The sequence below is a fragment of the Neobacillus sp. BP17 genome, from assembly GCF_059579525.1.
In genome coordinates this window covers 630,080-655,795 of record NZ_CM184198.1, presented here as the reverse complement: position 1 = coordinate 655,795, position 25,716 = coordinate 630,080, and the positions used below count along the sequence as shown (strand labels likewise).

The following is a 25,716-nucleotide window of genomic DNA, read 5'->3' as shown; positions in this document are numbered from 1 at the left end:
CGTTACTTTCTAAACTCTCTTAATTGCTCATTCAATTCCTTTGTTTGTGGATAAACATGTTGATAAATGGTAAATAGCTTTTTATATGCTTCCACATTTTCTTGAATCGGAGTATAGGTTTTTGAAGTTTGAATAAATTCTTGCGCACATTCTTTTAGGGAAGGATACCAGCCGCAGCCGTAAGCAGCTAACATCGCTGCCCCCATTCCAGGACCTTGCTCACTTGTAAGTTTTTCAATTTTTGCGTTAAAAATATCTGCCTGCATTTGCAGCCATGTGTCATTTTTCGCTCCGCCGCCAATAGAAATAATAGAATCAACCGTCTTACCGCTGCTTCTAAAAATCTCAATCGATTCATGCAAGGAGAAGGTAATTCCTTCAAGCACTGCACGGGCAAAGTGCTTACGCTCATGGAAAGCATCGACACCTATAAAACTGCCGCGAATGGTTGAATCCGCATGCGGTGTTCTTTCGCCTACAAGATAAGGAGTAAATAATAAACCGTTGCTTCCTGCCGGTACTTCATCCACACCTGCTAATAACTGTTCAAATGCCTCTTCCTTAGCAAACGTATCTTTAAACCAGCTTAAACTATAGCCGGCTGCGAGCGTTACTCCCATCGTATAGTAAGCATTTTCTTCACCGTGATTAAAATAATGAACCTTCCCCTCAAAATCGAGGTCATTTCGTTCTTCATAGGAAAGAACAACGCCCGAAGTACCGATACTGCATAAGGTTTTACCTTCCGCCAAAATCCCTGAACCAATTGCACCGCAGGCATTGTCCGCTCCACCTGCGAAAACTTTTACCGCATCAGACAATCCCGTTTCTTGGGCAAATTCAGCTTTAACCGTACCCACAAATGCATGTGATTCTACCAGTGGAGGGCAGAAATCAGCAGTTAAACCGAACGTTTCAATTAATTCATTGCTCCAATTACGATTGGCTACATTTAACAATAAAGTCCCTGCGGCATCAGAGTACTCCATATGGATATTTCCAGTCATTCGGTAACGCAAATAATCCTTTGGAAGCAAGAATACGCTGGCCCGTTCAAATACTTCAGGTTCGTTTTCTTTTACCCAGAGGATTTTAGGTAAAGTAAAGCCCTCAAGCGCAGGGTTTTTCGTTACTTCTAATAAACGCTGACTGCCAACAACGTCGTAAATCTCCTGGCATTGTTTACTCGTCCTTGTGTCATTCCACAGAATGGCATTTCTTAGTACTTGGTTGTTTTCATCTAATAAAACAAGGCCATGCATCTGCCCAGAGAAAGAGATGCCCTCGATATCATTTATGTCTCCATCGAATTGTTCAATGAGCTCTGCTAATCCTGCCGAGGTTTTGTCTACCCATTCTTCCGGGTCTTGTTCGCTATAGCCTGATTTTTCAATAATAAGAGGATATGATTTAGACACTTCTTTGCAAACTTCACCATGTTGATTGACAAGTAATATCTTTACGGCACTCGTTCCAAGATCAACACCAATTACGTATTTCATCCGTATCATCCTTTCCTATAAAAATGTGCTGGAGTAATAACTGCCAGCACATTTTTGATGATTATATTAAGTAGTTATTAAACAGTTACACTTGAAAGTGTTTCTAGTAGATATTGATTAATTAAAGCTTTTAGGCGCTCTGTTCTGCCTGAGATGTTTTTAATTTCTGTTAATTGAAGAGCATATGCTTCAAGTTCACGGAAGTTTGTTTTTCCTTCTACGATGTCTAAGCCAATTCCATTTGTATAGCTGCTGTAACGCTCTTCAATAAAGCTATCAAGAACTTTATCTTCGATTAACTTGTTAGCAACTTTTAGGCCAATCGCAAATGCGTCCATACCTGCAATGTGTGCGTGGAATAGGTCTTCTGCTTCGAATGAACCTCTTCTTACTTTTGCATCGAAGTTTAAGCCGCCTTTTCCTAAGCCGCCATTCTTCAAAATTTCGTACATAGCTAATGTATTTGTATATAAGTCAGTTGGAAATTCATCTGTATCCCATCCAAGCAGTGTATCCCCTTGGTTAGCATCGACAGAACCAAGCATTCCGTTAATACGAGCTGTTCTTAATTCATGCTCGAACGTGTGACCAGCCAAAGTAGCATGGTTTGCTTCAATATTAAACTTGAAGTAGTCTGTTAAATCATATTTTTGCAAGAATGCTAGACCAGTAGCCACATCGAAATCATATTGATGTTTAGTAGGCTCTTTTGGTTTTGGCTCAATTAGGAATGGAACGTTTAAACCAATTTCTTTCGAATAATCTACTGCCATATGAAAGAAGCGTGCTAAGTTATCTTGTTCTAGCTTCATGTCTGTATTGAGAAGTGTTTCGTACCCTTCACGGCCGCCCCAGAATACATAGTTTTCTGCTCCAAGCTCTTTTGCTACTTCTAACGCTTTTTTCACTTTCGCTGCAGAGTAAGCAAACACATCTGCATTCGGAGCAGTAGCCGCACCATGAACATATCTAGGGTTAGTAAACATGTTTGCCGTGTTCCACAATAATTTTGTCTTGCTGGTTTTCATGTATTCTTTTATCATTGCAACGATTACATCTTGGTTCTCGTTTGTTTCTTGCAACGTGCTTCCTTCAGGAGCAATATCAACGTCATGGAAAGCAAAGAAAGGAACATTTAATTTTTCAAAAAGTTCAAATGCAGCTTCCACACGTGCTTTCGCTAAATCTAATCCTTTCAGGTGATCCCACGAACGGATTGCTGTACCTACACCAAATGGATCGGTACCATCTGCAGTAAATGTGTGCCAATATGCTACGGAGAAACGAAGAATTTCTTCCATTGTCTTGCCATTTATTTTTTCTTCTGGATTATAATACTTAAATGCTAATGGATTTTTAGATGCTGCACCTTCAAATTGAATTTTATTAATTGTTTCGAAATAAGCCATGAGATTATTCCTCCTAGAGTTTTATGGGTTCAGAATAACTTTGCAAATGCTTTCACTTTATAATCAGATTATAGCACCTTAAACTTAGTTTGTCTATTAGATAAACTAAGTTTAAGAAAGTATTTTTTACATGAGCTTCATCTGCCATAATTCCTTTTTTTTCATCCCCATTTATTTATACACTATATACATTAATCTGATCGCATTTTCAGATGTTTTTTCAAGGTTATCAAATGCTCTATTTTTTAGTTGATGCGAAGAAGAAATCTCTTAATTTTGCTGGACTGGACACTCTTCATTTACCGCTTAATCCCCATTTCCCTTCACTTGGGAAATGGGGACACTCTTCATTTACCGCTTATCCCCTTTTTTCCTTCACTTGGGAAATGGAGACACTCTTCATTTACCGCTTAGCCCCTTTTTTCCTTCACTCGGGAAATGGAGACACTTTTCATTTACCGCTTAGCCCCTTTTTTCCTTCATTTGGGAAATGGAGACACTCTTCATTTACCGCTTAATCCTCATTTCCATTCACTTGGGAAATGGAGACACTCTTCATTTACCGCTTAGCCCCTTTTTCCCTTCTCTCGGGAAATGGGGACACTCTTTATTTACCGCTTAGTCCCCTTTTTCCTTCACTTAGGAAATGGAGACACGCTTTATTTACCGCTTAATCCCCATTTCCCTTCACTCGGGAAATGGGGACGCTTTTCATTTACTGCTTAGCCCTATTTTTCCTTCACTTGGGAAATGGGGACACTCTTCATTTACCGCTAATTATTTTCTACCTCAACTTTTTCATATGTGTGTTTTTTCAATACCTCGAGCAAGCCTTCGTTAACTTTACAGTTTTTAAAGGAGAACGACTGCATGATCAGGTCAATTTCTTCCTCAGAAAGTTCTTTAAAAATCTTTGCGTACTCTGGCTGGATTAGTGCGCCGGCATAGACAGTCAGAATGACTTGAGAAAGGCTGGAAAGATTATACGCGTGAGACATTTCCGGATTGACCACCTCTTCCAAATGGTTAGCTAATTCCTCAACAGATTGTCTTGCCTTAAAGCCTGGCAGCCAAATCATCCAATCGTCTGTGTTTAATGCATGTTTCATTTTAAAAATGGAAGAAAGCTTCTGCATGTATTCCGATTCTGGATCAAGGGTCACTAATCCCATTACACCGACATCTTTATACGTCCAAGTGGTCCAATGTGCTCCAAATTCTTCAAAGATACTAAGTTGGTCATCCATCGCACCCAGGCGATCCCTAATTTCATTTTCTGGTCCATTATAAACGGAACCGAACTCCCCAACCCATAAAGGCACATTATATTTTTGTACAAACTTTGTACCTTGATGATCATAAAATACTTCCTCTTGGACAGCCTTATCCCAATACTTTCCACTTTCTACACGGGCTGTCTTCGCATCAGCTACTCCTGGGTAAGCCCCAGGTCCGAAACCGGCTGCTGTATAGTTATGGCTGCTGTATACAAGATTTTTTGCAAAGGGAGCATCTAAACCAGCAAACAGCTTTGAATAGTTATCCCCTTCTAGGAAAATAATGTGGTCGGGGTCGATTGCGCGAATTGCTTCAACGACACGTCGATAAATACGATTCATCCTGTTCCAGTCCGGTTGATAATTGCCAAAGAATGTATGTGGGAAATCGCCATGCGGTGTATTCACACATGGTTCATTCATAACATTATACCCAGCAATAACTCCTCTTCCTTTGTAACGTCGAGCAAACTCTTCCCATAAAGAGACAAATCTGTCTTGATAGGTTTTATCATGCCAGAAAAAACTATGACGTACATCATTATCGGAATGCCAGTGAGTATTTTGGAAGCCCTGCACAGCATGAAGGTCAAGTATAACGTAAAGCCCATACTTTTCGCATAAATCAATGATCTTGTCTAAGCGTTTAAATCCTGATTCTTTGTAAGTAAAGGGTGCCTCATCATCCTCAAAATGACGATAATTTAAAGGAATGCGTATGGTAGTTGCTCCCCAGCTTTTAATAAACTGAATATCATCTTCACCGAAGAAGTAATGCAGCATCCGGTCAAATAAAAATTCAGCTTTTTCTTTACCAATCACTTCTGCAACAGTATGACGAAGAGCGTGCTCCGTCCCGGTATAGCCATTAATAAAGTCTTCCATATTCATCCATCCGCCAATACATGTGCCTCTTAGTTGAATGGTGTTACCAGTAGAATCAGTAATTTTTTCATTTTTTACTTGAAGCAAGTCCATAACTATTCCCTTCCCTTCAATGCAATGTACTAAATTTCTTTATATGAAAAATAGTCAAAATCAGCAGGTTGACTTGTTCCGCTTGTATCTTGACAATGCATACCAACAAATGCTCCCGTAAATCCATTAAGTCGGACATATTCGTCCGATAGTTTATAAGATTCAAAGGTGACAGGTATATCCGTCCAAGTTTCGTTATCAAAAGAATAAGCGAATTGAAAGGTATGTTTTTTGACTTTAGCTTTTAAATGAACATACTCAACCGATTCTGGAACTTGAATTTCTGACCCTTGAAGCGGTTGTGAGAAAGCAAAATTATCACAAGTCATGATATCAATGATCCGGCCCTTTTCTTCATTCCAGGTAATTTGAACAGATGTCCAATTTTCTGTATTATAATAGCAAACCAAGCCTGCAGCCTGTTGGAATGTATTTGGCTGGAAGGAAACCGCTGTACCAGCTTCAAAATGGAATGACTGCCAGCGACGGGCAACCAAGGCTTGCGTAAAGCATGACGTTAATGACTCTTTTCCATAAAGGCGTAAATTCCCCAGTCTGTCAGTTAAGGACATAATATCATCTGTTAATGGAATCCTTAAGGACTGATAATGATGGTTCAATGTTGGGCTGTCAAAGTGATCAACTTCGTCATAATCTCTTTCCCATTTAACTTCTTCCATCTTTGGTGCTTCTACTTCAACAGAGCCTTGTTTTCCTCCCACAACGTATGGCCAGCCGTCTCGCCATTCAAGTTTTTGAATGGCCGTCTCTCTCCCCAGTGGACAAAAACCTCGATAATCAAGTACCGGTTTATCATCTTTAGGCAGCGGTCTGCCAGTGAGATGCGCTAAATACCATTCATCTGTATGTGTTTGAACAATAGAGGCATGTCCGCATCTTTGCAAAGGATTTCTAGGATCATGCCAGGAAGTAAGGAATGGATGATCTGGGTGCAACTCATAAGGTCCTTCAATATTTTTTGATCTTGCTAGTGTTGCTGCATGAGCATATCTCGTTCCACCCTCTGCTGTCAGCAGATAGTAATAACCATTGATATGATATAAATGCGGTCCTTCAGTCAGTCTAATGTCGGTTCCTTCAAAAATCACTTTGGGCTTTCCAATTAAACGACCTTCCTGATGAGAATATTCTTGTAAGACAATTCCCCCAAAAGAGTGTTTATACGTTCTTTGGTCCCAAAGCATATTGATGATGTATTTTCTCCCATCCACATCATGGAATAAGGAAGGATCGAAACCTGAACTATTCAAATAGATCGGGTCGCTCCAATCACCATCGATCGTTTCACAAGTAGTCAAGTAATTATGAGTGTCCTTCCACGCACCCGAATGTTGTTTCACATCGGAATAAATCAACCAGAATTTGTCATCAGCATAGGTTAAGCATGGTGCCCACACTCCGCCGGAATTGGGGTTCCCTTTCATATCAATAAGGGAAACCCGGTTTAATGGACGTGATACAAGATGCCAGTTTACTAGATCCTTAGAATGATGGATTTGTACCCCAGGGAACCATTCAAAGGTAGATACCGCGATATAATAATCATCCCCGACCCTGCAAATGCTAGGGTCTGGATTAAAACCTTTTAATACAGGATTTTGGATTTTCATTGTGATCATCCTCTCGTTTTTAATACATTAAGAATTCGTTTATGTTCCTTTTCATCCAATTTATATAAGAAGATGGCAACTAGCTCGATGATAACAAATACGGCCGGAATGACAGTCATGGTAATCAAAATACCATTCAATGCTTCTGGAGTTTGCGCTTGATTAGCAACATAACCGAATTTGGCCAAAATTAATCCTGGAACAATTCCTCCGATTGCCATACCAAACTTGAAGAAGAATCCAACCAACGCATAAATGACACCGCTTGCACGTTTACCAGTCTTATATTCGCCAAAATCGATGGTTTCAGGGATTAACGCCCATGTAAATGCACCTGCAGTTATTGTACCTAGTGCTGCAATTAAACGTCCTGCAAATACAAATGGAACCATGGTCGGCGGAATAAGGAAAAGAGCTATTAAGCCGATTGCCTTTAATGATAAAGCTGTAAATAATAGCTTTTTCTTACCCATCCATTTGTACAATAATGGCATTAATGGCATAAGGATAAGTGCAGGAAGCGTTCCCATTAAACCATACCATTTTACTAATTCCGGTCTGGCAACGTTATATGTGACATAATAAATTCCAACAGAGTTAACAATGGAGTTTACACCAAAATTAAGTATAAAGAAAAAGCAAACGATTAATAGTGGACGATTTGTTTTTAATTGAATCCAGATATCTTTAAAGTTAATCTCTGCTTCTTTTGAATGATTAAGCGGAACACGTTCCTTTGTGTTATAAAAGCTGTATATCAACAAAAATGCTCCTAAAATCCCCATGATAGTCATGGTGATTTGCCATCCGGAGCCTGTTTCTCCAGTCATATTTGTGAAGATTCCAGCTAAAAGGGGCACACCGAAGGAGACGATCAATCCACCAGTGTTTCCGAACAGCATCCGTACTGAAGTCAAGCTAACGACTTCTTTGTTATCTTGAGTTATGGCTGAAGTAAGCGCTGCATAAGGAATGTTAATCACTGAATACGTAATCGATAATAAAATATAAGTTACATATGCATACACAAGTTTCATAGGATCAGAAAATCCTGGAGTTGTAAAACAGAGAATCGCTACACCCGCAAATGGAAAGGCACCGTATAAAAGATAGGGACGAAATCTTCCGTATTTTGTTTTGGTCTTATCTATAACTGCTCCAATAAATGGATCGAGAACCGCATCAATCAACCGAACAACTAAGAACATTAATCCAGCAGCTGCTGCCGTGATTCCAAAAACGTCAGTATAGAAAAATAATAGATAGCTACTTACCGTTTGATAAATGAAGTTACAGGCCAAATCACCCGTACCATAGCCAATCTTTTCCTTCATTTTGATCTTTTCGGGTTGAACTACTGTCAATTGCTGAGCAACACTTGTATTCATTCTGATTCCCCTTTTAATTATTATTTACAAACACTTAGTTTGTTGGTCCTATAAACAAAGTTATGATAATATTATTATCCAATCTACCAAACTGGATAAAAACCTTTATGGATTTCCTTCCATGGCATTTTCACGCCACAATGCAGGACCGTTGTGCTTTGTATCCCTTGTACCTTCCACTTCACTCCTTTTACTCTATTTATGTGTGCCTGCACTGGCTAAGAAAGGGCTTTCTGCCAGTGCAATATGAATAGAACACAAAATAGTTTTATATTATAAAATACAATTTTATAATATAACCTTATTTAGCTAGATTATAACACCTTACACCAAGGAAATCTATTCCTACTTAGGACATATTTTCTAACCTATTATTTACGAATTTAAACTAAAACCCCGTTATAATTAGGAATAACTTGAACAATCAATGCATCTAATTCTTGCAAAAGCAGATTGATGGACTCTATTTGTTTGTCATTTGGCGGGATAAGCGGTTTTTGACAATATCCCTCTAATTCAATCCCTTGAAGAACCATCGCTTGCTTCATAATCGGGATAAACGGAGTCCCAATATCGTATAGCCCCATCATTTTATCGACAATCTTTTGGATTTCAGCCACTTTTTCCAGGTCACGCAAGTTGATGGCCTTTACCCACTCAGAAAATACTGCTGGATATAAGTTGGAGAGCCCCCCAATACAGCCATTACCACCACAAAGTATATTATGGGCAAAGTTTTCATCAAATCCGGAGTAGACAATAAATTCAGGGAATTCGTCCCGCACCGTTTGAATCAATTCTCTTGTATGCGTCATTTCCGTGACAGTATCTTTATATCCTTTAATATTCTTATGTTTCCTCAAGAGATTGAGAGTCACTTGCGGAGACAAGTCATGGCCTGTCCTTGCAGGGAAATTATACAAATAAATATCACCATTTACCCAATCGGCAACCTGATCGTAATAATACTCAACACTTTCATCCGAAAGTGAAAAATAATATGGACTGATAATCATAACACCATCCGCACCGGCATCAATTGCATAGTTGGAAAGCTGTATCGTATCTTCGACCGTCATGCACGAAGTCCCAATATACACTTTGGTCCGATGATTCACATGGTTAACCACAAGGTCGATCAATTCTTTCTTCTCGGCATCATTCATGGCGAAAAACTCTCCAGTACTGCCCATAATGACTAAACCGTCTACTCCCCCATTAATTAAAAAATCATAGATATTTTTGTTAGCCTGATGGTCCAATTTGCCCTCAGCAGTAAAAGCAGTAACAACCGGCGTTAGAAATTGTGCTTTTTTCAATGAATCTCTCTCCTTGGATACCCAGCAGGCTCTAATTTTACCTGAGCCCGCCGGGATAATAATATTTGTTTAATGAGCTATAATACATCCAATGAAATTTTTTACTCTCTTAAAAATTACTTAGTCAAACTTTTTTCCTTCTTTTCATTCGCTAATGCTTTCATGCCTGCATTCAATACTTCAATGATTCGATCAGTATCATAAACACTACCTCGCCAAGTTCCTCCACTCGCGGATTGAAGTGCAGCCCATAATCGAGTATCATCCGGTAAGCCAGGATCTGGCTTAACGCCTTGATGTGTCCCACGTTCATCTAATACTCTAGTTGCCTCTTCAATCGACAATCTATTGTCCTTTGTCCCGATAAAGTTAACAGTACCGACCAATTGTTCTCTGTCAATAATAATTTCAATTACATCTCCATCACGTAATTTACCAATTGGTCCCCCTGCCAACGCTTCTGGCCCAATATGTCCGATACATGCCCCAGTTGAAACGCCTGAAAAACGTGCATCTGTAAGTAAGGAAACATGTTTCCCATAAGATAAGTGTTTTAATGCAGAAGTTAATTGATACGTTTCCTCCATTCCTGTCCCCAATGGTCCTCCACCCATAACAACCATGATGTCACCTGCTTCGATTCCGCCTGTTTTAATCGCCCTGATCGCTGCTTTTTCAGAAGTAAAAATCTTTGCTTCACCAGTATGACGATAAACACCGTCTTCTCCGACCACGGAAGGATCAATGCTAGTTGATTTTATGACAGAACCTTCAGGTGCAATGTTACCTTTCGGAAACGTAACTGTTGAGGTTAATCCTCGTTGTTTTGATTGAATTGGACTCATGATGATCTCATCTGGTTGAATTCCATCATGTTCCACCAATAGTTGTCTAAATTTCGCACGTCTTTCTGAGGTTTCCCACCAATCAAGGTTTGCTCCTAGAGTTTCCCCTGTCACCGTAAGAACATCTTCATGTAACAGGCCTAATTTCCTTAGATGAAGCATAACTTCAGGTACTCCTCCAGCTAAGAAAGCACGAACGGTTGGATGATTATCCGGACCATTTGGCAATACATTTACTAAGCGAGGCACCAATTTATTAATTCTTTCCCAATCATCTACAGTAGGAATTTTGCAGCCAGCAGCATGTGCAACAGCAGGAAGATGCAAAAGCAAGTTGGTTGAACCGCCAAATGCTGCATGAAGGACCATTGCATTTTCAATTGCTTTATCTGTAATAATATCCTTAGTAGTAATGTTTCTCTTTTCCAATTCCAACGCTGCCCGTGCTGACTGTTTCGCGACTTCTTCCCAAACAGGCTGGCCAGACGGTGATAAAGCAGAATGCGGCAGTGCCAATCCCAGTGCTTCGACAACCACTTGTGAGGTTCCAGCAGTTCCTAAGAACTGACAACCACCACCGGATGAGCCACATGCCACACAACCAAGTCTTGCGGCATCCTCCAATGAAAGCTCACCATTTGAAAACCTTGCACCAATCGTTTGAACCTTGCCCGCATCTTCCCCATCTGTAGGCGGAAGTGTTGCTCCTCCCGGAACGAGGACGGTTGGAAGATTATGCATGGATGCCAGGGCAATCATCACGGCCGGGAGACCCTTATCACAGGTGGCAACACCTATAACGGCTCGTCTTGTCGGGATGGACCGGATTAGGCGTCTCATCACAAGTGCTGCATCATTCCTATATGGAAGGGAGTCAAACATGCCTGTTGTCCCTTGAGAGCGGCCATCACATGGATCACTTACAAAACTGGCAAATGGGACGCCTCCTTGCTTAGTAATTTCTTCAGCAGCAGCCCTCATTTGCAATCCTAATTCATAGTTTCCAGTATGATATCCTAATGCAATGGGAGTGCCATCATGATCCCGAATTCCTGCCAATGTTCCGATAATCAGCACCTGTTTTCCAAGGAGCTTGGAAGGTTCCCAGCCCATTCCGGCATTTTGGGTCATACCAAAAATATCACCGCTTGGAAGTTCTCTTAACATTTCGGGCGTCAGTGGAAGTGAACCTTCCGGCCCTGCGCCATGAGTCTTTATGCTATAAAGGGATTGATTTCCTTCGTCAAATATTGAATTTAATGACATAGTAACCTCCGATGAATTTATTTACTACCAAGTAATGATTTTATGTATATTTATAGTTTTATAATATAAAACTAAGTTTTATTATTTGGTTGTGATTTGATTATAGCATATCTTTATTTATTGTGCCTATTCCATTACAACCTAAAAATTGTTTTTTCAAAATTTTTTATCCACATTTATTAATCCATAATGTTTGTTATAATAAGATATAATTTTACAATATAAAACCAAAGGAGTTATTTATGCCTATTATTCAATCTGTTGAACGGGCTCTGAAAATTCTAGATTTATTTGATGAGCATAAGTCGGAGCTAAAAATTACCGAAATTAGTGAAAAGATGGGGTTGCATAAAAGTACTGTACACTCCCTATTAAAAACACTTCATGAGTATTCCTATATCGATCAAAATCCGGATAATGGTAAATATAGATTAGGATTGAAACTAGCTGAACGAGGGAATTTAGTCATCAGCAATATGGATATAAGAAAAACTGCAAAAAAATACCTTCTCGATCTTTCTGCCAAAACGGGGCAAACAGTGCACCTGGGGATATTGGACGGTCGGGAAGGCGTGTATATAGATAAAGTAGAAGGGGAACAATCAATTATTCGTTATTCACGTATTGGCCGAAGACTCCCCCTCCACTCTACTGCGATTGGAAAAGTCCTTTTAGCCTATCAACCCCCTAATGAATTGGAGCACTTATTAAAAAATTATAACTACCAGTATCAAACTGCAAATACGATCATCAATGAAGCGGTTTTTCGAAAAGAAATTGAAAAAGTCAAGGAGCAGGGCTATGCAGTAGATGAACAAGAAAACGAGCAAGGTGTTCGTTGTGCTGCTGTACCCATATTCAACGGGAAGGGCCGGGTCCTGGCTGCAATTAGTATCTCCACTTTAATTTCTCGTGTGAACGATCCGGAGCTGCAGATATTTATTGATCTTCTCAAAACATCCTGTAATGAACTCTCGGAACAAATGAAATATGGATATGAATGATTTTTCCTTAATAGTTAACAACTAATAAAAAACATAGGCTATTAAAAAAGTTAGTTGTTTGGATATACAAAGTCATCTAACTTCGGATATAATAACATGGTATGTTTCTAAATTATTTGATGGGGAGATATGATGATGAAAAACTCAAAGCCCAATGAACCATTAGTTACGCATATTTTTACAGCAGATCCTTCCGCACATGTCTTTGAAGGTAAGCTTTATATTTATCCTTCTCATGACCTTGATCACGATGAGCCATCTAATGATAATGGTGACCAATATAAGATGGAAGATTACCATATTTTATCCATGGATGACGCAGGTGCACCATGTGTAGACCACGGAGAAGCTCTTCATTTAAGAGATATCCCTTGGGCAAGTAAACAGCTTTGGGCACCAGACGCTGCTTACAAAAATAACACCTATTATTTATTTTTCCCTGCAAGAGATAAAGAGGGTATTTTCAGAATTGGCGTTGCAACTAGCCCTAATCCGGCTGGACCTTTTACACCAGAAGAAAATTATATACCTGGTAGCTTCAGCATTGATCCCGCTGTCTTGGTGGATGAAGATGACAAAGCATATGTTTATTTCGGCGGGCTTTGGGGAGGACAATTAGAAAAATGGCAGACAGGAACTTTTATCCCAGATGCTGAAGGTCCAGCCGCTGCAGAACCTGCTTTAGGACCAAGAGTAGCTGAACTAAGCGACGATATGCTTACTTTTAAAAGCGAACCAAAAGAAATTTCCATTGTCGATGAAAACGGTAATCCAATTCTTGCAAGTGATGAGGACCGAAGATATTTTGAAGGACCATGGGTTCATAAATACAATGGTCTTTACTATCTATCCTATTCTACTGGTACCACGCATAAAATTGTTTATGCTGTAAGTGATAATCCACAGGGTCCATTTGTGTTCAAAGGGACAATTCTTACACCTGTAATTGGCTGGACCACACATCATTCGATTGTCCAGTTTAATGATAAATGGTATCTGTTCTATCATGATTGCTCGTTATCAGATGGCGTGAATCATAAGCGTTCTGTGAAATACACGGAACTAAAATATAACGAGGATGGAACGATTCAAACGATTGACCCTTATGGAAATAAATAATTAGATTGACCACTGACCCTCATAAAGGGGTCAGTTTTTTTGATCTTTGGGAGTTTTTTATATCACCTGCCACTATTTAATGGCCCAATAACCATGCACTGGTTTCCCTACTAATATTTTCCGACATTTTTTTTGAATTTTTTATTGCCATTTATAATAGTTGCTGATATTATTGAAGGTGCGTAAATTGGAAAGCTGTTATTCAATATGTCTGGATCTTTCCAAGCAGATAATTTTTGACCACTTCCTTCAAGAAGTTAAGGCCATACGGACAGCCGGGTCAAATGCCGAATGGCAACTTTAGTTGCCTTATTGATTGAGTTAAAAGCTCAAATTTTATAAGTTGGTTACTTTACAACCAGTGCATATGCACACAACTTGTGAAACGGTCAATAAGAGTAGTAAAAGTAATTATTTGCTATATAGACTCTGATCCTAATAAGATATATTTTGAATATTATAGAGCTTCCTTACTGATTTTATAAGGACCTTTATCGTAGTGGTATGATTTCTATTACGGTATACGTATGCTTTTTTAATATTGATGATTATATCTAAAGCAAGTGTTGTGCGCGGTTATGCGTTATGATTCACTTGCTTTTTTTGTTGTGAAATTTTAAGAGGAATTCAATTTCTCTCTGCATTAAAAAAAATTAACCAGTTAGGAGATTAAGAGAATGGGAAAAGCACTTATTATTGGCGCCGGCGGCGTGGCATCAGTAGCAATTCATAAATGTGTACAAAACAGTGAAGTATTTGAAGAGATTTGCATCGCGAGTCGTACAAAATCGAAATGTGATGAATTAAAAGCGAAATTAGATGGCGGTAAAACAAAAATCACGACTGCACAAGTAGATGCTGACAATGTAGATGAATTAATTGCCTTAATCAATGAAGTAAAACCAGATATCGTAATGAACCTAGCTTTACCATACCAGGACTTAACAATTATGGATGCTTGTCTTGCAACAAAGACACACTATATGGACACAGCAAACTATGAGCCAGAAGACACCGCTAAATTTGAATATAAATGGCAGTGGGAATACCGTGAGCGTTTTGAAAAAGCTGGAATCACAGCTCTTTTAGGCAGCGGCTTTGACCCTGGTGTAACAGGTGTATTCTCCGCTTACGCTCTTAAGCATTATTTTGATGAAATCGAATATATCGACATTCTTGACTGCAATGGCGGCGACCATGGCTATCCATTTGCAACAAACTTTAATCCTGAAATCAATATCCGTGAGGTTTCTGCTAACGGAAGATACTGGGAAAACGGTGAATGGGTTGAAACCGAGCCAATGGAAATTAAACGCGAATATAACTTCGCTGAAGTTGGTCAAAAGGATATGTATTTGCTATATCATGAAGAGCTTGAATCTCTTGCGCAAAATATCCCAGGGATTAAGCGTATCCGTTTCTTCATGACGTTTGGCCAAAGTTATATTACACACTTAAAAGCCCTTGAAAATGTGGGAATGACTTCTATCGAGCCAATTGAATTCGAAGGACAACAAATCATTCCACTTCAATTCTTGAAGGCTGTATTACCAGACCCAGCTTCCCTTGGTCCACGTACAGTTGGTAAAACCAACATCGGCTGTATCTTCAAAGGGAAAAAAGACGGAAAAGATAAGACCTATTATGTATACAATGTTTGTGACCACCAAGAGTGCTATAGAGAAGTCGGCTCTCAAGCCATCTCTTATACAACAGGTGTTCCTGCAATGATTGGTGCTGCAATGATTATGACTGGCAAATGGAATAAACCAGGCGTATTCAATATTGAAGAATTTGATCCAGATCCATTCATGGAAGAGTTAAACAAATGGGGCCTTCCATGGGTAGAAGATTTTAATCCTGTGCTTGTTGATGCATTGCCTGAAGAAGCAAAAGAGTTGGAGCTTGTTCGTTAAGATGCGGTTTGAAGAATTACCAACACCGTGTTATGTCGTTGATGAAGGCCTTGTGGAAAAAAATCTCAAAATCCTAAACGGTGTCATGAAACGCACAGGTGCTAAGATTGTTTTAGCGCAAAAGGCATTTTCGATGACAAAATTCTACCCTCTTATTGGGGAGTATCTAAGTGGAACAACCGCAAGCGGTTTGTACGAAGCACGACTAGGTTACGAGGAAATGGGCAAAGAGAATCATGTCTTTGCCCCTGCCTACCGTGCAGATGAAATCGATGAGATTATCTCAATTTGCGATCATATTATTTTCAATTCTTTCTCACAATTGGAGAAATTTAAAGATAAAGCACTTCAAGCTGGCAGAAAAGTTGGCTTGCGCATCAATCCGCAATGTTCTACTCAAGTAGGACATGATATCTATGACCCTTGTTCACCAGGTTCAAGGTTCGGTGTCACGATAGAACACTTTCGTCCCGATTTGCTGGATGGTGTTTCAGGGCTGCATTTTCATACCCTTTGTCAGCAAAACTCTGATGACTTAGAAACGACACTTAATGCAGTCGAAGAAAAGTTTGGTGAGTTTCTTCCGCAAATGGAATGGATCAACTTTGGCGGTGGTCATCATATCACAAGAGAAGATTATGACATTCCGCGGCTGGAAGCGTGCATTAAAAGAATGCAGGATAAATACGGTTTAGAGGTTTATCTTGAGCCAGGAGAAGCAATTGCTCTTAATGCTGGGTACTTAATTACCTCCGTACTTGATTTACATCAAAACGGATTAGAGATTGCGATTCTTGACACTTCTGCTACCTGCCATATGCCTGATGTCTTGGAAATGCCTTACCGTCCTCCTCTTTTTGGATCAGGAGAAGCTGGAGAAAAGCCATATACATATCGTCTTGGCGGGCAAACCTGTCTTACAGGAGATGTGATCGGCGATTATTCTTTTGACCAGCCATTAGAGAGCGGTGATCGCTTAGTTTTCGGTGATATGGCGATCTATACGATGGTCAAAAACACCACGTTTAACGGGATGCCATTACCTGCCATCGCTGTTCAAGATAAAGATGGGGATTGTCAGGTTGTGCAGCAATTTGGCTATCAAGATTTTAAAATGAGACTAGCTTAATAGAATAGTAGAAAAAGGGAGCAGTGCGAGTAATGCACTTCTCCCTTTAATTTTGCCCAGCATTGCCCAAGCACATCAGCATTCTCTTAAAAGTCCCCTATTACATTGTTGAATGGTTTTGCTCTTCATTTTTTACCAATGGTAATGTCATCTGGTTTGTCAGCTCACCAAGTTTTTCTATCCTAATGGTTATTTCATCTCCTTCTGTCAGCCAATCCTGTTCATACTCCGGTAGACCAAGGATGACTCCTTCAGGTGTTCCAGTGATTATCAAATCACCTGGCTCTAGGGTTATATAGTTGGAAATATAACTAATAATCTCATCGCAATAAAAAATCATGTCCGCTGTATTGGAAGATTGTCTAATCTTACCATTAACAATCGTTTCAATTTTCAACTGATTTGGATTGCCGACTTCCTCAGCAGTCACAAGATACGGCCCAACCGGACAAAACCCATCAATTGCTTTTCCTAAGAGCCATTGATTTGTGCGGAATTGGAGGTCTCTTGCGGATAAATCATTGGCATTGCAATACCCTGCCACATAATCCAAAGCACGTTCCTTTGATACTTTTTTGGCAATTTTTCCAATTACGATGCCAAGTTCTGCTTCAAAATCAACTTGCTTCGCATCTGCGGGAATCTCAACTTTGTCTCCATGACCAGCTAGGGAATTGCCATACTTGTTAAAAAGTACAGGCGTTTTAGGCGGTTCCATATTTGATTCTTCTGCATGCTTCCGATAATTTAGGCCCACACAAATGATTTTTGCACTTTTCGGTACACATGGTCCATATTGAACCTGATTCTCTGCCAGGGTGAAAGCGCTGAAATCCTTGTTTGAGTGAACGAAATCTTGAAAAAGTTTTTTAGAGTTCTTATCCGCTTGCAACCACTCCTCTAAAGTAAGAGGAATTGAATAGGATTCATTAGCAGCTTTCCAAGCCTTGGCAATGTCGACAATGCCGGAATCTGTCTTCACACCAAATTTAGATGGATCATTCGAATTCACTTTATAATTTACTAGTTTCATATTGATTTAGTTTCCTTTCCATATTTCCCCTTTTACATTAGAATTATAAGGGTAAACTCCGTATTTCCATACATTTACTATATCATGGAGATTTTTGGCGAGCAAGGCTAGTGTTTTGAATTTTCAGACATATAAAATTTCACCCTTAGACAAAATGTGACAAAGTTCACACTATAAAATCTAGTAGAATAGTATTAAAATTTAAGTATAATATAATATATTGAAGTTTGGATGCAGAACCAAAGGCTTAAAAGTCGAAGGACGTCGAAAGCTGGGTTGTTAGGTAATTTGGGGGGAATATTTGTGGAAAATGTGGCAAAAGAATCAGTAGGAGAAATAGGTCAACGCCAGTCGAAATCAACGAAATGGTATAAGAACTGGAAGTTTATCACAACCGGTATAATCGTTATCATCGCAATCATATTTTCGGCAATCAGCTATTATCAGGCAAATTACTTTAATTCACATATTGAAATTAATGGCACGAATGTCGGAGGATTAACTCCTGATGAAGCACTCAACAAATTAAAATCGTCTGTCTTAACAAATAAGGTCTACGTTGGACAACAACAAATTTTAGATGGAAAAGATACGAAGATGGAATTTACAGAGGAAGATCTGCCAGGTGTTAAAAAGTTATTAAAAAGCCAGTGGTCAATTTTTCCCTCTTCAAAGGCGAAAGAATATTCCTTATTGCCGAGTAACATCGATCAGTATCGAAGCCAAGAAATGAAGAAACAAGTTGAAGAGAAGCTCGTAAAAATGAATAAGAGCTTAACTCCGCCTAAAGATGCAAAGGCCATTTTGAAAGAAGGTACAGTCATCATCTCAAAAAGTAAGAATGGTGAGCAGTATGATGTTGCCAGTCTTTTAAAAGACTTTGATAAGCATGGATATACTAGTGAAATCCATTTGAGCCCTGTATACATCCAGCCAATTAAAGAAGACAGTCAGATTGTCAAAAATGAAGAGAAAAAGCTGCAGGAACTTCTTCAACAAACCGTTGAGTACAAAGTCCAGGACAAGGTTTATTCTTTAAAAGGCAGCGAATTAATTAAAAACGCGACGGTTTCAAAAGACATGAAGGTTAAGATTGACAAAGGGGATCTTAAAAAGAAAATCGAAGAAATTAATGAGTCTCAATCCACATTAAATAAAAATTTTAAATTTAAAACCCATTCAGGTTCAGTCATTTCAGTTAAAGGACAAGGTTATGGCTGGGCATTAGACGTGGCTAAAGAAACCAAACAGGTAAAGTCCGCTTTTGAAAAAGGAACGACCTCCGTTTCTGCATCTAATACGGTCGGACATGGCTGGAGTGGTGAAGGCTACGGATACGATACCACAACAAACAATGGCATCGGTGATACATATGCGGAAGTTTCGATTGCCGAACAGCGTATTTGGATTTACAAAAAGGGTAAATTAGTCATCACAACGAATGTCGTGACTGGTAAACACAGCACTGGTAATGATACATCAAAAGGAGTGTGGTATATCCTCTATAAACGAACACCTGCCACACTAACAGGCAGAGAGCTCGGAGGAAAACCGAGTTATGAAGTACAAGTTGATTATTGGGCACCTTTTACGAATGATGGACAAGGATTTCATGATGCCGGCTTTCGATCAAACTGGGCAAGTAATGCCTACTTAAATGCAGGATCGCATGGCTGCGTTAATACACCGCCAAGTGCTATGAGTACCGTATATAATAACCTCAGTACTTACGAGCCGGTGGTCATCTATTAATAACCAACCAACTTAGAATCAGGAAATCACAAATGATTTCCTGATTTTTTTATTCAATCTTTTTCGTATGTTTATTCGTTGAAGGTTGATAGTTTAAAAATGAGGCTTTCCATGTTAGGAATGTGCTTGAAATTTTTTTCGTAAACTCCCTACCAGCCATAGTAAAAGAGGGATTCCTACCATATTGATCGGAAGAGCAAAATTGATCCAATACTTATTCAAATAAATGAGGCTATACGTTGGGTTGGGAAAGATGACCGATATCCCAAAAAAGGCAGGCACGGTAAACCAGAGCATTTTTCGCCAGTTTTTGATATGGAATAATTGTGCCGTTCCATAATTGGCTAAAAAAAAGTAAAGCGATAATTTAATAAAAATACTAAGGATCCAAACTAGAACAGCCAGGATTTCTAAGTTTTGAATAAAATCCATCACTGTAACATAGCTGACCGTATCAAATGCAGGGTGACGTAGCTTTGATGCAATTTCTGGTCCCAATATCAGCAATACTCCAATTACGACTGAACTAACAAGCCCTGAAGCTACAGCAATTCCCAAAACTGCGCTTTTTAAGCCCTTTTGTGGATGGTCCACAAATGAAAGGAGCATTAACATCATGACAGACTCTCCAAGAAAAGAGAGCGGAGTTAAGGTTCCTTTCATAATTGGAAGGAGTCCCGTCTCTGAAAAGATGGGCAGAAAATTGTGGTAATTAAAAATGGATACGGATAAAAACAACATAATGAGAACGGATAGGAATACGATGGGACCAAACACTTCGCTGCACCGTCCAATCCCTTCAATCCCTCCACTGTAAGTTACATAGATTAGTGTCAAAAGCATGGTTAACACTATTATCCACAATGGTGTAGTTGGAAGTAGTATGGTAATGGTAAAGTCTGCAAATTCCCTTAAGATATCACCAATTACAGAAAACCATTGAATAAGATAAACAGATACAATAAGCAATCCGAACCACTTGCCAAAAATAAGCTGACTATATTCAACAAGTGTTTTTCCTGGATAGAGAAGGGCAGCCTTTGAGGACACGTATACAATCATAATACCTAACATTCCGGCCAGGCAATAGCATATCCAGGCATCTTGCTTAGCAACCTGAAAACTTGGGGAAATGGTAATCAGTATCATATTTCCCGTTTCGAAAGTGAACATCAGCCAAAAAATTTGCAGTGCTGAGAGTTTCATTTTTTGACCTCACTTTCTTTATACATCAATGAGGACCCATTCATTCCAATGTCCGTAATCTTAACGTCGGCTTTTACTATAATCTTAGCCTCTGAAAATTTCTTATCCCATTCATTTTTCAAAGATTTCCACATTTTTGGTTTCTTTCGATGGATCACTTCGCCAAATCCAAAGATATCTAAGCCGTACTCATTTTGTACTTTTTTTATCGTTTGTTGAACTTGTTTTTGGGCATAAGTTTCGAATTCCTTTTCGCGCTGTTTAAGATTATAGTGATACTGAACATCCAAATTTGAATTATTTTCCGTTAGGGTCCCCTCGCCCTTCAATGTGACTATGAACTTAATTTGATTATGATGACTAATATGCGGTTTAATTTTACTGCTAATTCGGTTTAATTGGAGACTTGCATTACTATCCTTATTTGCAATACTGATCGTAAACTTTTTCAGAATTCCCATTACCCACAGCATATGTTTGTTTTCTTCCATATTTAAAAGTCCCCGCATTTTTAGGTTTTGATCGAATATTGCCACTCCGGCAACCCGTAGTAGAGGTGGATTAGCTGATCCCACTTTCCCTGCTTTATTTCCATTCTGAGAACTGCTGAACTCAAGAACAGGCATTGTGGAGCGTAAACCGTCACTATTAGATGCCGTCATAAAATTTAAGTAAGTGGTGTTCCCTCTTCCTCCCGATTTTTCATGTATACTTAAAGCCGCAGTAGCCGGTGGCTTTTCTAAAGGATTGGTTAGAGAAAGTGCTTCTTTAGCCGTCGCACCCTTGATGACAAATATATCCGTTCTTAAACTAACCTCGGGACTCCTTTGATTTGCATCCAGCATTTTCTTTAGTCCACGACGTGCAAATTGCTCGCCAAGAATAATGACACGTCGCTGACCGGCAAACAACTCCCTTGGAAGTTTTAACTGTATGTTATCCAAACAGTCGCTTGGATTTTTTCCCTTCGCAGAAATAGTAAAAAAACCCTTTTCTCCTCCTGTACCGCCTTGGGTTTGCATATTAGATGGAATGACAATTTGACCGCTTATTTCTACTCCATTATTTTTTGCACTATCATAGCCTGAAGCCAGCCATATCGCTCGTTCATTTAACTCTTTGCTATCCCAGCATCCAGAAATGAAAAAGAGGGAGAAACATAATACTAAATGAAGAATGTACTCTTTCTTCAATCATCTCTTCCCCCTTTTTTCGGACTTGGCTTTTGTCCAGGAGGAATTCGTGATTTATTGCTGCCGAAGGTAAAAATCGGACCAAACTGCATAGCCCATCGGGGTGACCTGAAAAATGCGCTCTTTAAATCCCGGGGAATCTGTGGGGCCACAGGTGTAAAATACGGAACCCCAAAAGAGCGGAGATTGACAAGATGAATGGTCAGCATAATAAAGCCCAGTGTGATACCGTATAAACCAAAGATTCCAGCTAAAATCAGCATGGCAAATCGAACGAGCCTCAGCGCAGTTCCAAGATTGTAACGTGGAATTGAAAACGAGGCAATTCCGGTTGTAGCTACGACAATGACCATGGGGGCAGAGACGATACCTGCTTGTACAGCTGCCTGTCCGACGACAAGAGCTCCAACAATACTGACCGCTGAACCGACCGCTCTTGGCAAGCGTATCCCAGCCTCCCGTAACCCTTCAAACACAAATTCCATAATCAAGGCTTCAATGATCGCTGGGAATGGGACACCCTCTCGAGCTGACGCTATACTAATAAGGAGTTTAGTGGGTATTAGTTTTGGATGATAGGTTGAAAGCGCGACATATAAAGATGGTAAAAAGAGAGTCATATTAAACAAAACATAACGAACAAACCGGATGAAATTGGTATAGAAAAAACGTTCATAGTAATCCTCAACCGACTGAAGTCCATCCCAAAATGTCATTGGAGCAATGAGGGCAAACGGAGTATTATCGACGAGAATCGCGACTTTTCCTTCCAGTAAGTTGGCCACAACAATATCTGGCCTTTCTGTATTTTGAATTTGCGGGAATGGTGAAAATGGCATGTCCTCAATAAATTCCTCTATGTACTCAGATTCCAGTATCGCGTCAATTTTAATACGACCCAACCTTTTACGTACCTCTTCCAATAGTGAATCCTGAGTAATTCCCTCAATGTAAGCAATAACAACATCGGTTTGAGAAAGTTCGCCAATCGAGAGGGACTCCAATTTCAGTCTAGTGCTTCGGATTCTTCTGCGAAGAAGAGTAGTATTTGTCCGGATTAATTCTGTAAATCCATCTCTCGGGCCTCTAATGGTGATTTCTGTTGCCGGTTCTTCCACATTCCGCATTTCAAATTCTGTTAAATTGACAAGTAAAGCTTGTGATTCACCTTCTAATAATATTCCGACATTCGCCTTCAAGACCCCATTAACCAGTTCATTCATCTGTGAAACAGTTTTAACAGGAGTGACAGATAATAGCTGTTTCTCCATGATTTGTACTATCGATCGAATTTCAACGCTATCATTGGGAAGCCCCTCAAATACCATCGGTTTGAACAGCATACTCTCCAGAGTTTTTGTGTCAGTTAATCCATCTAAATAAGCTAGAAGAATTTTAGGTTTGTCTGTTATATATATAGGACGAATGATAAAGTCAGCGCAATTTTGAAACATTTCTTTTAAAATTTGCTCGTTTTCCGAAAGATTCGTACTGAATGGTTCGATAGTTTCTTCTCCACGGGATAGTGAAATGATTTTCTTCAATTTATCTACCTTTTCTCGTTTACGGAACCGAACCATTCTTGTGCCCCCCCCTTTAATTCACTGTGTATTATTTTTCCAATGAGAGAGGTTTCTATACACTTTTGCTAAGGATAAGATGCAATATTTTACAATCATAAAAAAGTTGCTCACTACTCAAATTTGCCCTTAAATCTCACTACTTTGTGAAAGCATGTTTTTGCTAAGAACGGAATAAAATCAAAAAAAGGACAATTCACTGGAAAGGTGATCATAGTGGAAGAAATTACCTTTAAAGCATTTGCCGTGACTCATGAAATTGACTTGAACAAAATTGCGATCCATTGCGGAATTCCTAAAAAATTCACCTGGGAACAACCGTTAATCCTCAGAGGCGCTATTCTAGAATCAATTCTCCATAACCATGTTGACGATTCGCAAATGGTCCTGATCTTTTCCTTTGGAAGTATTGTCTTCATTAATCATTTATGTGTTGATGAGATCGAGAGTTTATTGCATTACATCCATTCCTTCGAACTAGATTTTGACATTAAACAAGCGGACAGATATAGCGACGATTACTGCCTTCATATTACAGAAACCGAGAACCTGGAGTTGACTGATGAATATGTAGTCGTCCCTGAATATGAGGAATTTTACCCTGAATTGATTTCTACAGTAATAGCAAAGTCCGTGGCGCTTGAAAAGACAGAGGAACAACTTGGGCAAATCCATGACAAACTCGAAACCATGATCGACAGACTAGAGAAAGGCAACCTGCGAATTGGCAACAAGGAGCTGGCCCGGACTACGGCAAAAATCGTCCGTCACGAGTACAATACCCTTGCGTATATCATGATTTTGGATAAGCCTGATATTACCTGGACGAGCAGCGCGGCCAGCGGTTTTTACGACAGAATGGTGGAGTTTTTTGAATTGAACGATCGCTATAAAATATTGAAGAGCAAAACGGAGATTTTATATAACATCATGGACGGTTTTTCCACCATCAGCCATTCAATTCGAGGATTATTCGTGGAATGGATCATCGTCACTCTTATTGTCATTGAGATTGTCCTGACGGTTTTGGAAATTGGCGGCTGGCTATAAATAAAAGGTGACACCCGGTGACTTCGGACCGGGTGCCTCTTTCCTTTGATTTAGTATTAGTATAAACCTCTAATTTAAGCTCGCTTTCATTTCTTCTACGGATTCTACCTCAAATCCTAAATCAAGTAACATTTTGTGATCTTCGGATTCTTCTTGTCCAGTGGTCGTTAAGTAATCACCGACAAAGATGGAATTGGCTGCGTAAAGACCCAATGCTTGTAACGAACGTAGGTTGACTTCTCTTCCACCTGAGATCCGAATTTCCTTTGTTGGATTGATAAAACGAAATAAAGCCAATACCCTTAAACAATATAGCGGGCTCAATTCTTTTACTCCTTCTAATGGAGTGCCATTAATCGCATGTAAGAAATTAACTGGAATGGAATCCGCATCAAGAGCTTTTAAGCTTTTAGCCATATCAACTACATCTTGCTTTGTCTCCCTCATCCCAACAATGACACCTGAACATGGAGACATTCCGGATTCCTTTACTGTTTCCACCGTATTAACTCGATCATCGTATGTATGGGAAGTTGTGATGTTTGCATGGTTGCTCGCTGATGTATTGATATTATGATTGTAACGATCTACTCCGGCTTCTTTCAGCTGCTTCGCTTGTTCTGGTTTTAACAGTCCAAGACAGGCACAAACTTTCAATCCATATGTTTCCTTTATTTCTTTAACTGCCTCCACTACGTGTGCAACATCTTTATTAGTTGGCCCTCTGCCACTAGCCACAATACAGTACGTCCCTATATTTAAATCATGTGCACGTTTTGCGCCTTCAAGTATCGTATCCTTATCTACCATTCTGTAAGAATTAATCGGTGCTGTCGAAATAGATGATTGAGAGCAATAGCCACAATTCTCGGGACAGAGTCCAGATTTCGCATTCAAGATCATATTAAGTTTTACCTTTTTTCCATAATATCGCTTTCTGATTTGAAAAGCAGCGTGCATTAGCAGAAGAACGTCATCATCTGGACATTCTAATATGGAAAGTGCCTCCTGATTGGTTATATCCATCCCATCTAACACTCGATCTGCAAGATTCATCCATTTATTCATCTTTATCCCTCCATTTTAAAATAAATACTATATATTCTTTTATTGTAAACT

General features: G+C 39.4%; 18 protein-coding genes. 6 read left to right on the top strand and 12 right to left on the bottom strand.

What is annotated here, in order from left to right:
* Window positions 1–2: 2 nt before the first annotated feature.
* The 7 genes from xylB to AC4QJR_RS03110 form a co-directional block, all read right to left on the bottom strand.
* Window positions 3–1,502, bottom strand: coding sequence for a xylulokinase (gene xylB, locus AC4QJR_RS03140; RefSeq protein ID WP_496525250.1), 1,500 nt, complete (start codon window positions 1,500–1,502; stop codon window positions 3–5).
* Window positions 1,503–1,579: 77 nt separating this feature from the next.
* Window positions 1,580–2,911 carry a xylose isomerase gene (gene xylA / locus AC4QJR_RS03135; RefSeq protein WP_098576050.1) on the bottom strand — a complete coding sequence of 444 codons (1,332 nt, stop codon included), beginning with the start codon at window positions 2,909–2,911 and terminating at the stop codon, window positions 1,580–1,582.
* A gap of 773 nt (window positions 2,912–3,684) precedes the next feature.
* On the bottom strand, window positions 3,685–5,166 hold the full coding sequence (locus AC4QJR_RS03130; RefSeq protein WP_496525249.1) for a glycoside hydrolase family 5 protein: 1,482 nt from the start codon (window positions 5,164–5,166) through the stop codon (window positions 3,685–3,687).
* Window positions 5,167–5,195: 29 nt separating this feature from the next.
* Window positions 5,196–6,797 carry a glycoside hydrolase family 43 protein gene (locus AC4QJR_RS03125; RefSeq protein ID WP_496525248.1) on the bottom strand — a complete coding sequence of 534 codons (1,602 nt, stop codon included), beginning with the start codon at window positions 6,795–6,797 and terminating at the stop codon, window positions 5,196–5,198.
* Window positions 6,798–6,802: 5 nt separating this feature from the next.
* Complete coding sequence (locus AC4QJR_RS03120; RefSeq protein WP_496525247.1) at window positions 6,803–8,185, bottom strand: glycoside-pentoside-hexuronide (GPH):cation symporter; 1,383 nt, start codon at window positions 8,183–8,185, stop codon at window positions 6,803–6,805.
* A gap of 383 nt (window positions 8,186–8,568) precedes the next feature.
* Window positions 8,569–9,504: a dihydrodipicolinate synthase family protein gene (locus tag AC4QJR_RS03115; RefSeq protein ID WP_496525246.1), complete on the bottom strand. Its 936-nt coding sequence runs from the start codon at window positions 9,502–9,504 to the stop codon at window positions 8,569–8,571.
* Window positions 9,505–9,620: 116 nt separating this feature from the next.
* The gene (locus tag AC4QJR_RS03110) at window positions 9,621–11,615 is read right to left on the bottom strand and encodes a YjhG/YagF family D-xylonate dehydratase (protein WP_496525245.1); all 1,995 of its coding nucleotides are present in this window, start codon (window positions 11,613–11,615) and stop codon (window positions 9,621–9,623) included.
* 242 nt (window positions 11,616–11,857) lie between these two features.
* Here AC4QJR_RS03110 and AC4QJR_RS03105 point away from each other — a divergent pair, with 242 nt between their 5' ends.
* The 4 genes from AC4QJR_RS03105 (at window position 11,858) to nspC (ending at window position 16,783) form a co-directional block, all read left to right on the top strand.
* Entirely contained in the window at window positions 11,858–12,619 is a 762-nt protein-coding gene (locus AC4QJR_RS03105) for an IclR family transcriptional regulator (protein WP_496525244.1), read from the top strand.
* Window positions 12,620–12,751: 132 nt separating this feature from the next.
* Complete coding sequence (locus AC4QJR_RS03100; protein ID WP_098576057.1) at window positions 12,752–13,738, top strand: glycoside hydrolase family 43 protein; 987 nt, start codon at window positions 12,752–12,754, stop codon at window positions 13,736–13,738.
* A 677-nt stretch (window positions 13,739–14,415) separates the two neighbouring features.
* On the top strand, window positions 14,416–15,654 hold the full coding sequence (locus AC4QJR_RS03095) for a saccharopine dehydrogenase family protein (RefSeq protein WP_098576058.1): 1,239 nt from the start codon (window positions 14,416–14,418) through the stop codon (window positions 15,652–15,654).
* Between the two features lies 1 nt (window position 15,655).
* A complete protein-coding gene (nspC, locus tag AC4QJR_RS03090; RefSeq protein ID WP_496526604.1) occupies window positions 15,656–16,783 on the top strand; it encodes a carboxynorspermidine decarboxylase in 1,128 nt (375 codons plus the stop codon).
* Between the two features lie 100 nt (window positions 16,784–16,883).
* On the opposite strand, the gene AC4QJR_RS03085 is transcribed toward nspC, so the two are convergent.
* Window positions 16,884–17,816, bottom strand: coding sequence for a fumarylacetoacetate hydrolase family protein (locus AC4QJR_RS03085; RefSeq protein WP_496525243.1), 933 nt, complete (start codon window positions 17,814–17,816; stop codon window positions 16,884–16,886).
* Window positions 17,817–18,119: 303 nt separating this feature from the next.
* On the opposite strand from AC4QJR_RS03085, the gene AC4QJR_RS03080 reads away from it, so the two are divergent.
* Window positions 18,120–19,568 carry a L,D-transpeptidase family protein gene (locus AC4QJR_RS03080; protein WP_496525242.1) on the top strand — a complete coding sequence of 483 codons (1,449 nt, stop codon included), beginning with the start codon at window positions 18,120–18,122 and terminating at the stop codon, window positions 19,566–19,568.
* 114 nt (window positions 19,569–19,682) lie between these two features.
* On the opposite strand, the gene AC4QJR_RS03075 is transcribed toward AC4QJR_RS03080, so the two are convergent.
* From AC4QJR_RS03075 to AC4QJR_RS03065, 3 genes are read right to left on the bottom strand one after another with little or no spacing between them, the layout of a single operon-like run.
* Window positions 19,683–20,774, bottom strand: a complete 1,092-nt coding sequence (locus AC4QJR_RS03075) for a GerAB/ArcD/ProY family transporter (RefSeq protein WP_496525241.1) — start codon at window positions 20,772–20,774, stop codon at window positions 19,683–19,685.
* Complete coding sequence (locus AC4QJR_RS03070) at window positions 20,771–21,967, bottom strand: Ger(x)C family spore germination protein (protein ID WP_496525240.1); 1,197 nt, start codon at window positions 21,965–21,967, stop codon at window positions 20,771–20,773. Before AC4QJR_RS03070 ends, AC4QJR_RS03075 begins: the two co-directional genes overlap by 4 nt.
* The gene (locus tag AC4QJR_RS03065; protein ID WP_496525239.1) at window positions 21,964–23,547 is read right to left on the bottom strand and encodes a spore germination protein; all 1,584 of its coding nucleotides are present in this window, start codon (window positions 23,545–23,547) and stop codon (window positions 21,964–21,966) included. Before AC4QJR_RS03065 ends, AC4QJR_RS03070 begins: the two co-directional genes overlap by 4 nt.
* A 216-nt stretch (window positions 23,548–23,763) precedes the next feature.
* Here AC4QJR_RS03065 and AC4QJR_RS03060 point away from each other — a divergent pair, with 216 nt between their 5' ends.
* Window positions 23,764–24,597 carry an RMD1 family protein gene (locus AC4QJR_RS03060; protein WP_496525238.1) on the top strand — a complete coding sequence of 278 codons (834 nt, stop codon included), beginning with the start codon at window positions 23,764–23,766 and terminating at the stop codon, window positions 24,595–24,597.
* 69 nt (window positions 24,598–24,666) lie between these two features.
* On the opposite strand, the gene bioB is transcribed toward AC4QJR_RS03060, so the two are convergent.
* Window positions 24,667–25,665, bottom strand: a complete 999-nt coding sequence (gene bioB / locus AC4QJR_RS03055) for a biotin synthase BioB (protein WP_496525237.1) — start codon at window positions 25,663–25,665, stop codon at window positions 24,667–24,669.
* Between the last annotated feature and the right edge of the window lie 51 nt (window positions 25,666–25,716).

What these genes read in the sequence shown, in the direction of transcription:
- AC4QJR_RS03125 (WP_496525248.1), bottom strand. Translation starts at nt 6,797, where the DNA reads ATGAAAATCCAAAATCCTGTATTAAAAGGTTTTAATCCAGACCCTAGC.
- AC4QJR_RS03085 (WP_496525243.1), bottom strand. Translation starts at nt 17,816, where the DNA reads ATGAAACTAGTAAATTATAAAGTGAATTCGAATGATCCATCTAAATTT.
- AC4QJR_RS03120 (WP_496525247.1), bottom strand. Translation starts at nt 8,185, where the DNA reads ATGAATACAAGTGTTGCTCAGCAATTGACAGTAGTTCAACCCGAAAAG.
- AC4QJR_RS03110 (WP_496525245.1), bottom strand. Translation starts at nt 11,615, where the DNA reads ATGTCATTAAATTCAATATTTGACGAAGGAAATCAATCCCTTTATAGC.
- xylB (WP_496525250.1), bottom strand. Translation starts at nt 1,502, where the DNA reads ATGAAATACGTAATTGGTGTTGATCTTGGAACGAGTGCCGTAAAGATA.
- AC4QJR_RS03105 (WP_496525244.1), top strand. Translation starts at nt 11,858, where the DNA reads ATGCCTATTATTCAATCTGTTGAACGGGCTCTGAAAATTCTAGATTTA.
- AC4QJR_RS03065 (WP_496525239.1), bottom strand. Translation starts at nt 23,547, where the DNA reads ATGGTTCGGTTCCGTAAACGAGAAAAGGTAGATAAATTGAAGAAAATC.
- nspC (WP_496526604.1), top strand. Translation starts at nt 15,656, where the DNA reads ATGCGGTTTGAAGAATTACCAACACCGTGTTATGTCGTTGATGAAGGC.
- AC4QJR_RS03095 (WP_098576058.1), top strand. Translation starts at nt 14,416, where the DNA reads ATGGGAAAAGCACTTATTATTGGCGCCGGCGGCGTGGCATCAGTAGCA.
- AC4QJR_RS03100 (WP_098576057.1), top strand. Translation starts at nt 12,752, where the DNA reads ATGATGAAAAACTCAAAGCCCAATGAACCATTAGTTACGCATATTTTT.
- xylA (WP_098576050.1), bottom strand. Translation starts at nt 2,911, where the DNA reads ATGGCTTATTTCGAAACAATTAATAAAATTCAATTTGAAGGTGCAGCA.
- AC4QJR_RS03130 (WP_496525249.1), bottom strand. Translation starts at nt 5,166, where the DNA reads ATGGACTTGCTTCAAGTAAAAAATGAAAAAATTACTGATTCTACTGGT.
- AC4QJR_RS03075 (WP_496525241.1), bottom strand. Translation starts at nt 20,774, where the DNA reads ATGAAACTCTCAGCACTGCAAATTTTTTGGCTGATGTTCACTTTCGAA.
- bioB (WP_496525237.1), bottom strand. Translation starts at nt 25,665, where the DNA reads ATGAATAAATGGATGAATCTTGCAGATCGAGTGTTAGATGGGATGGAT.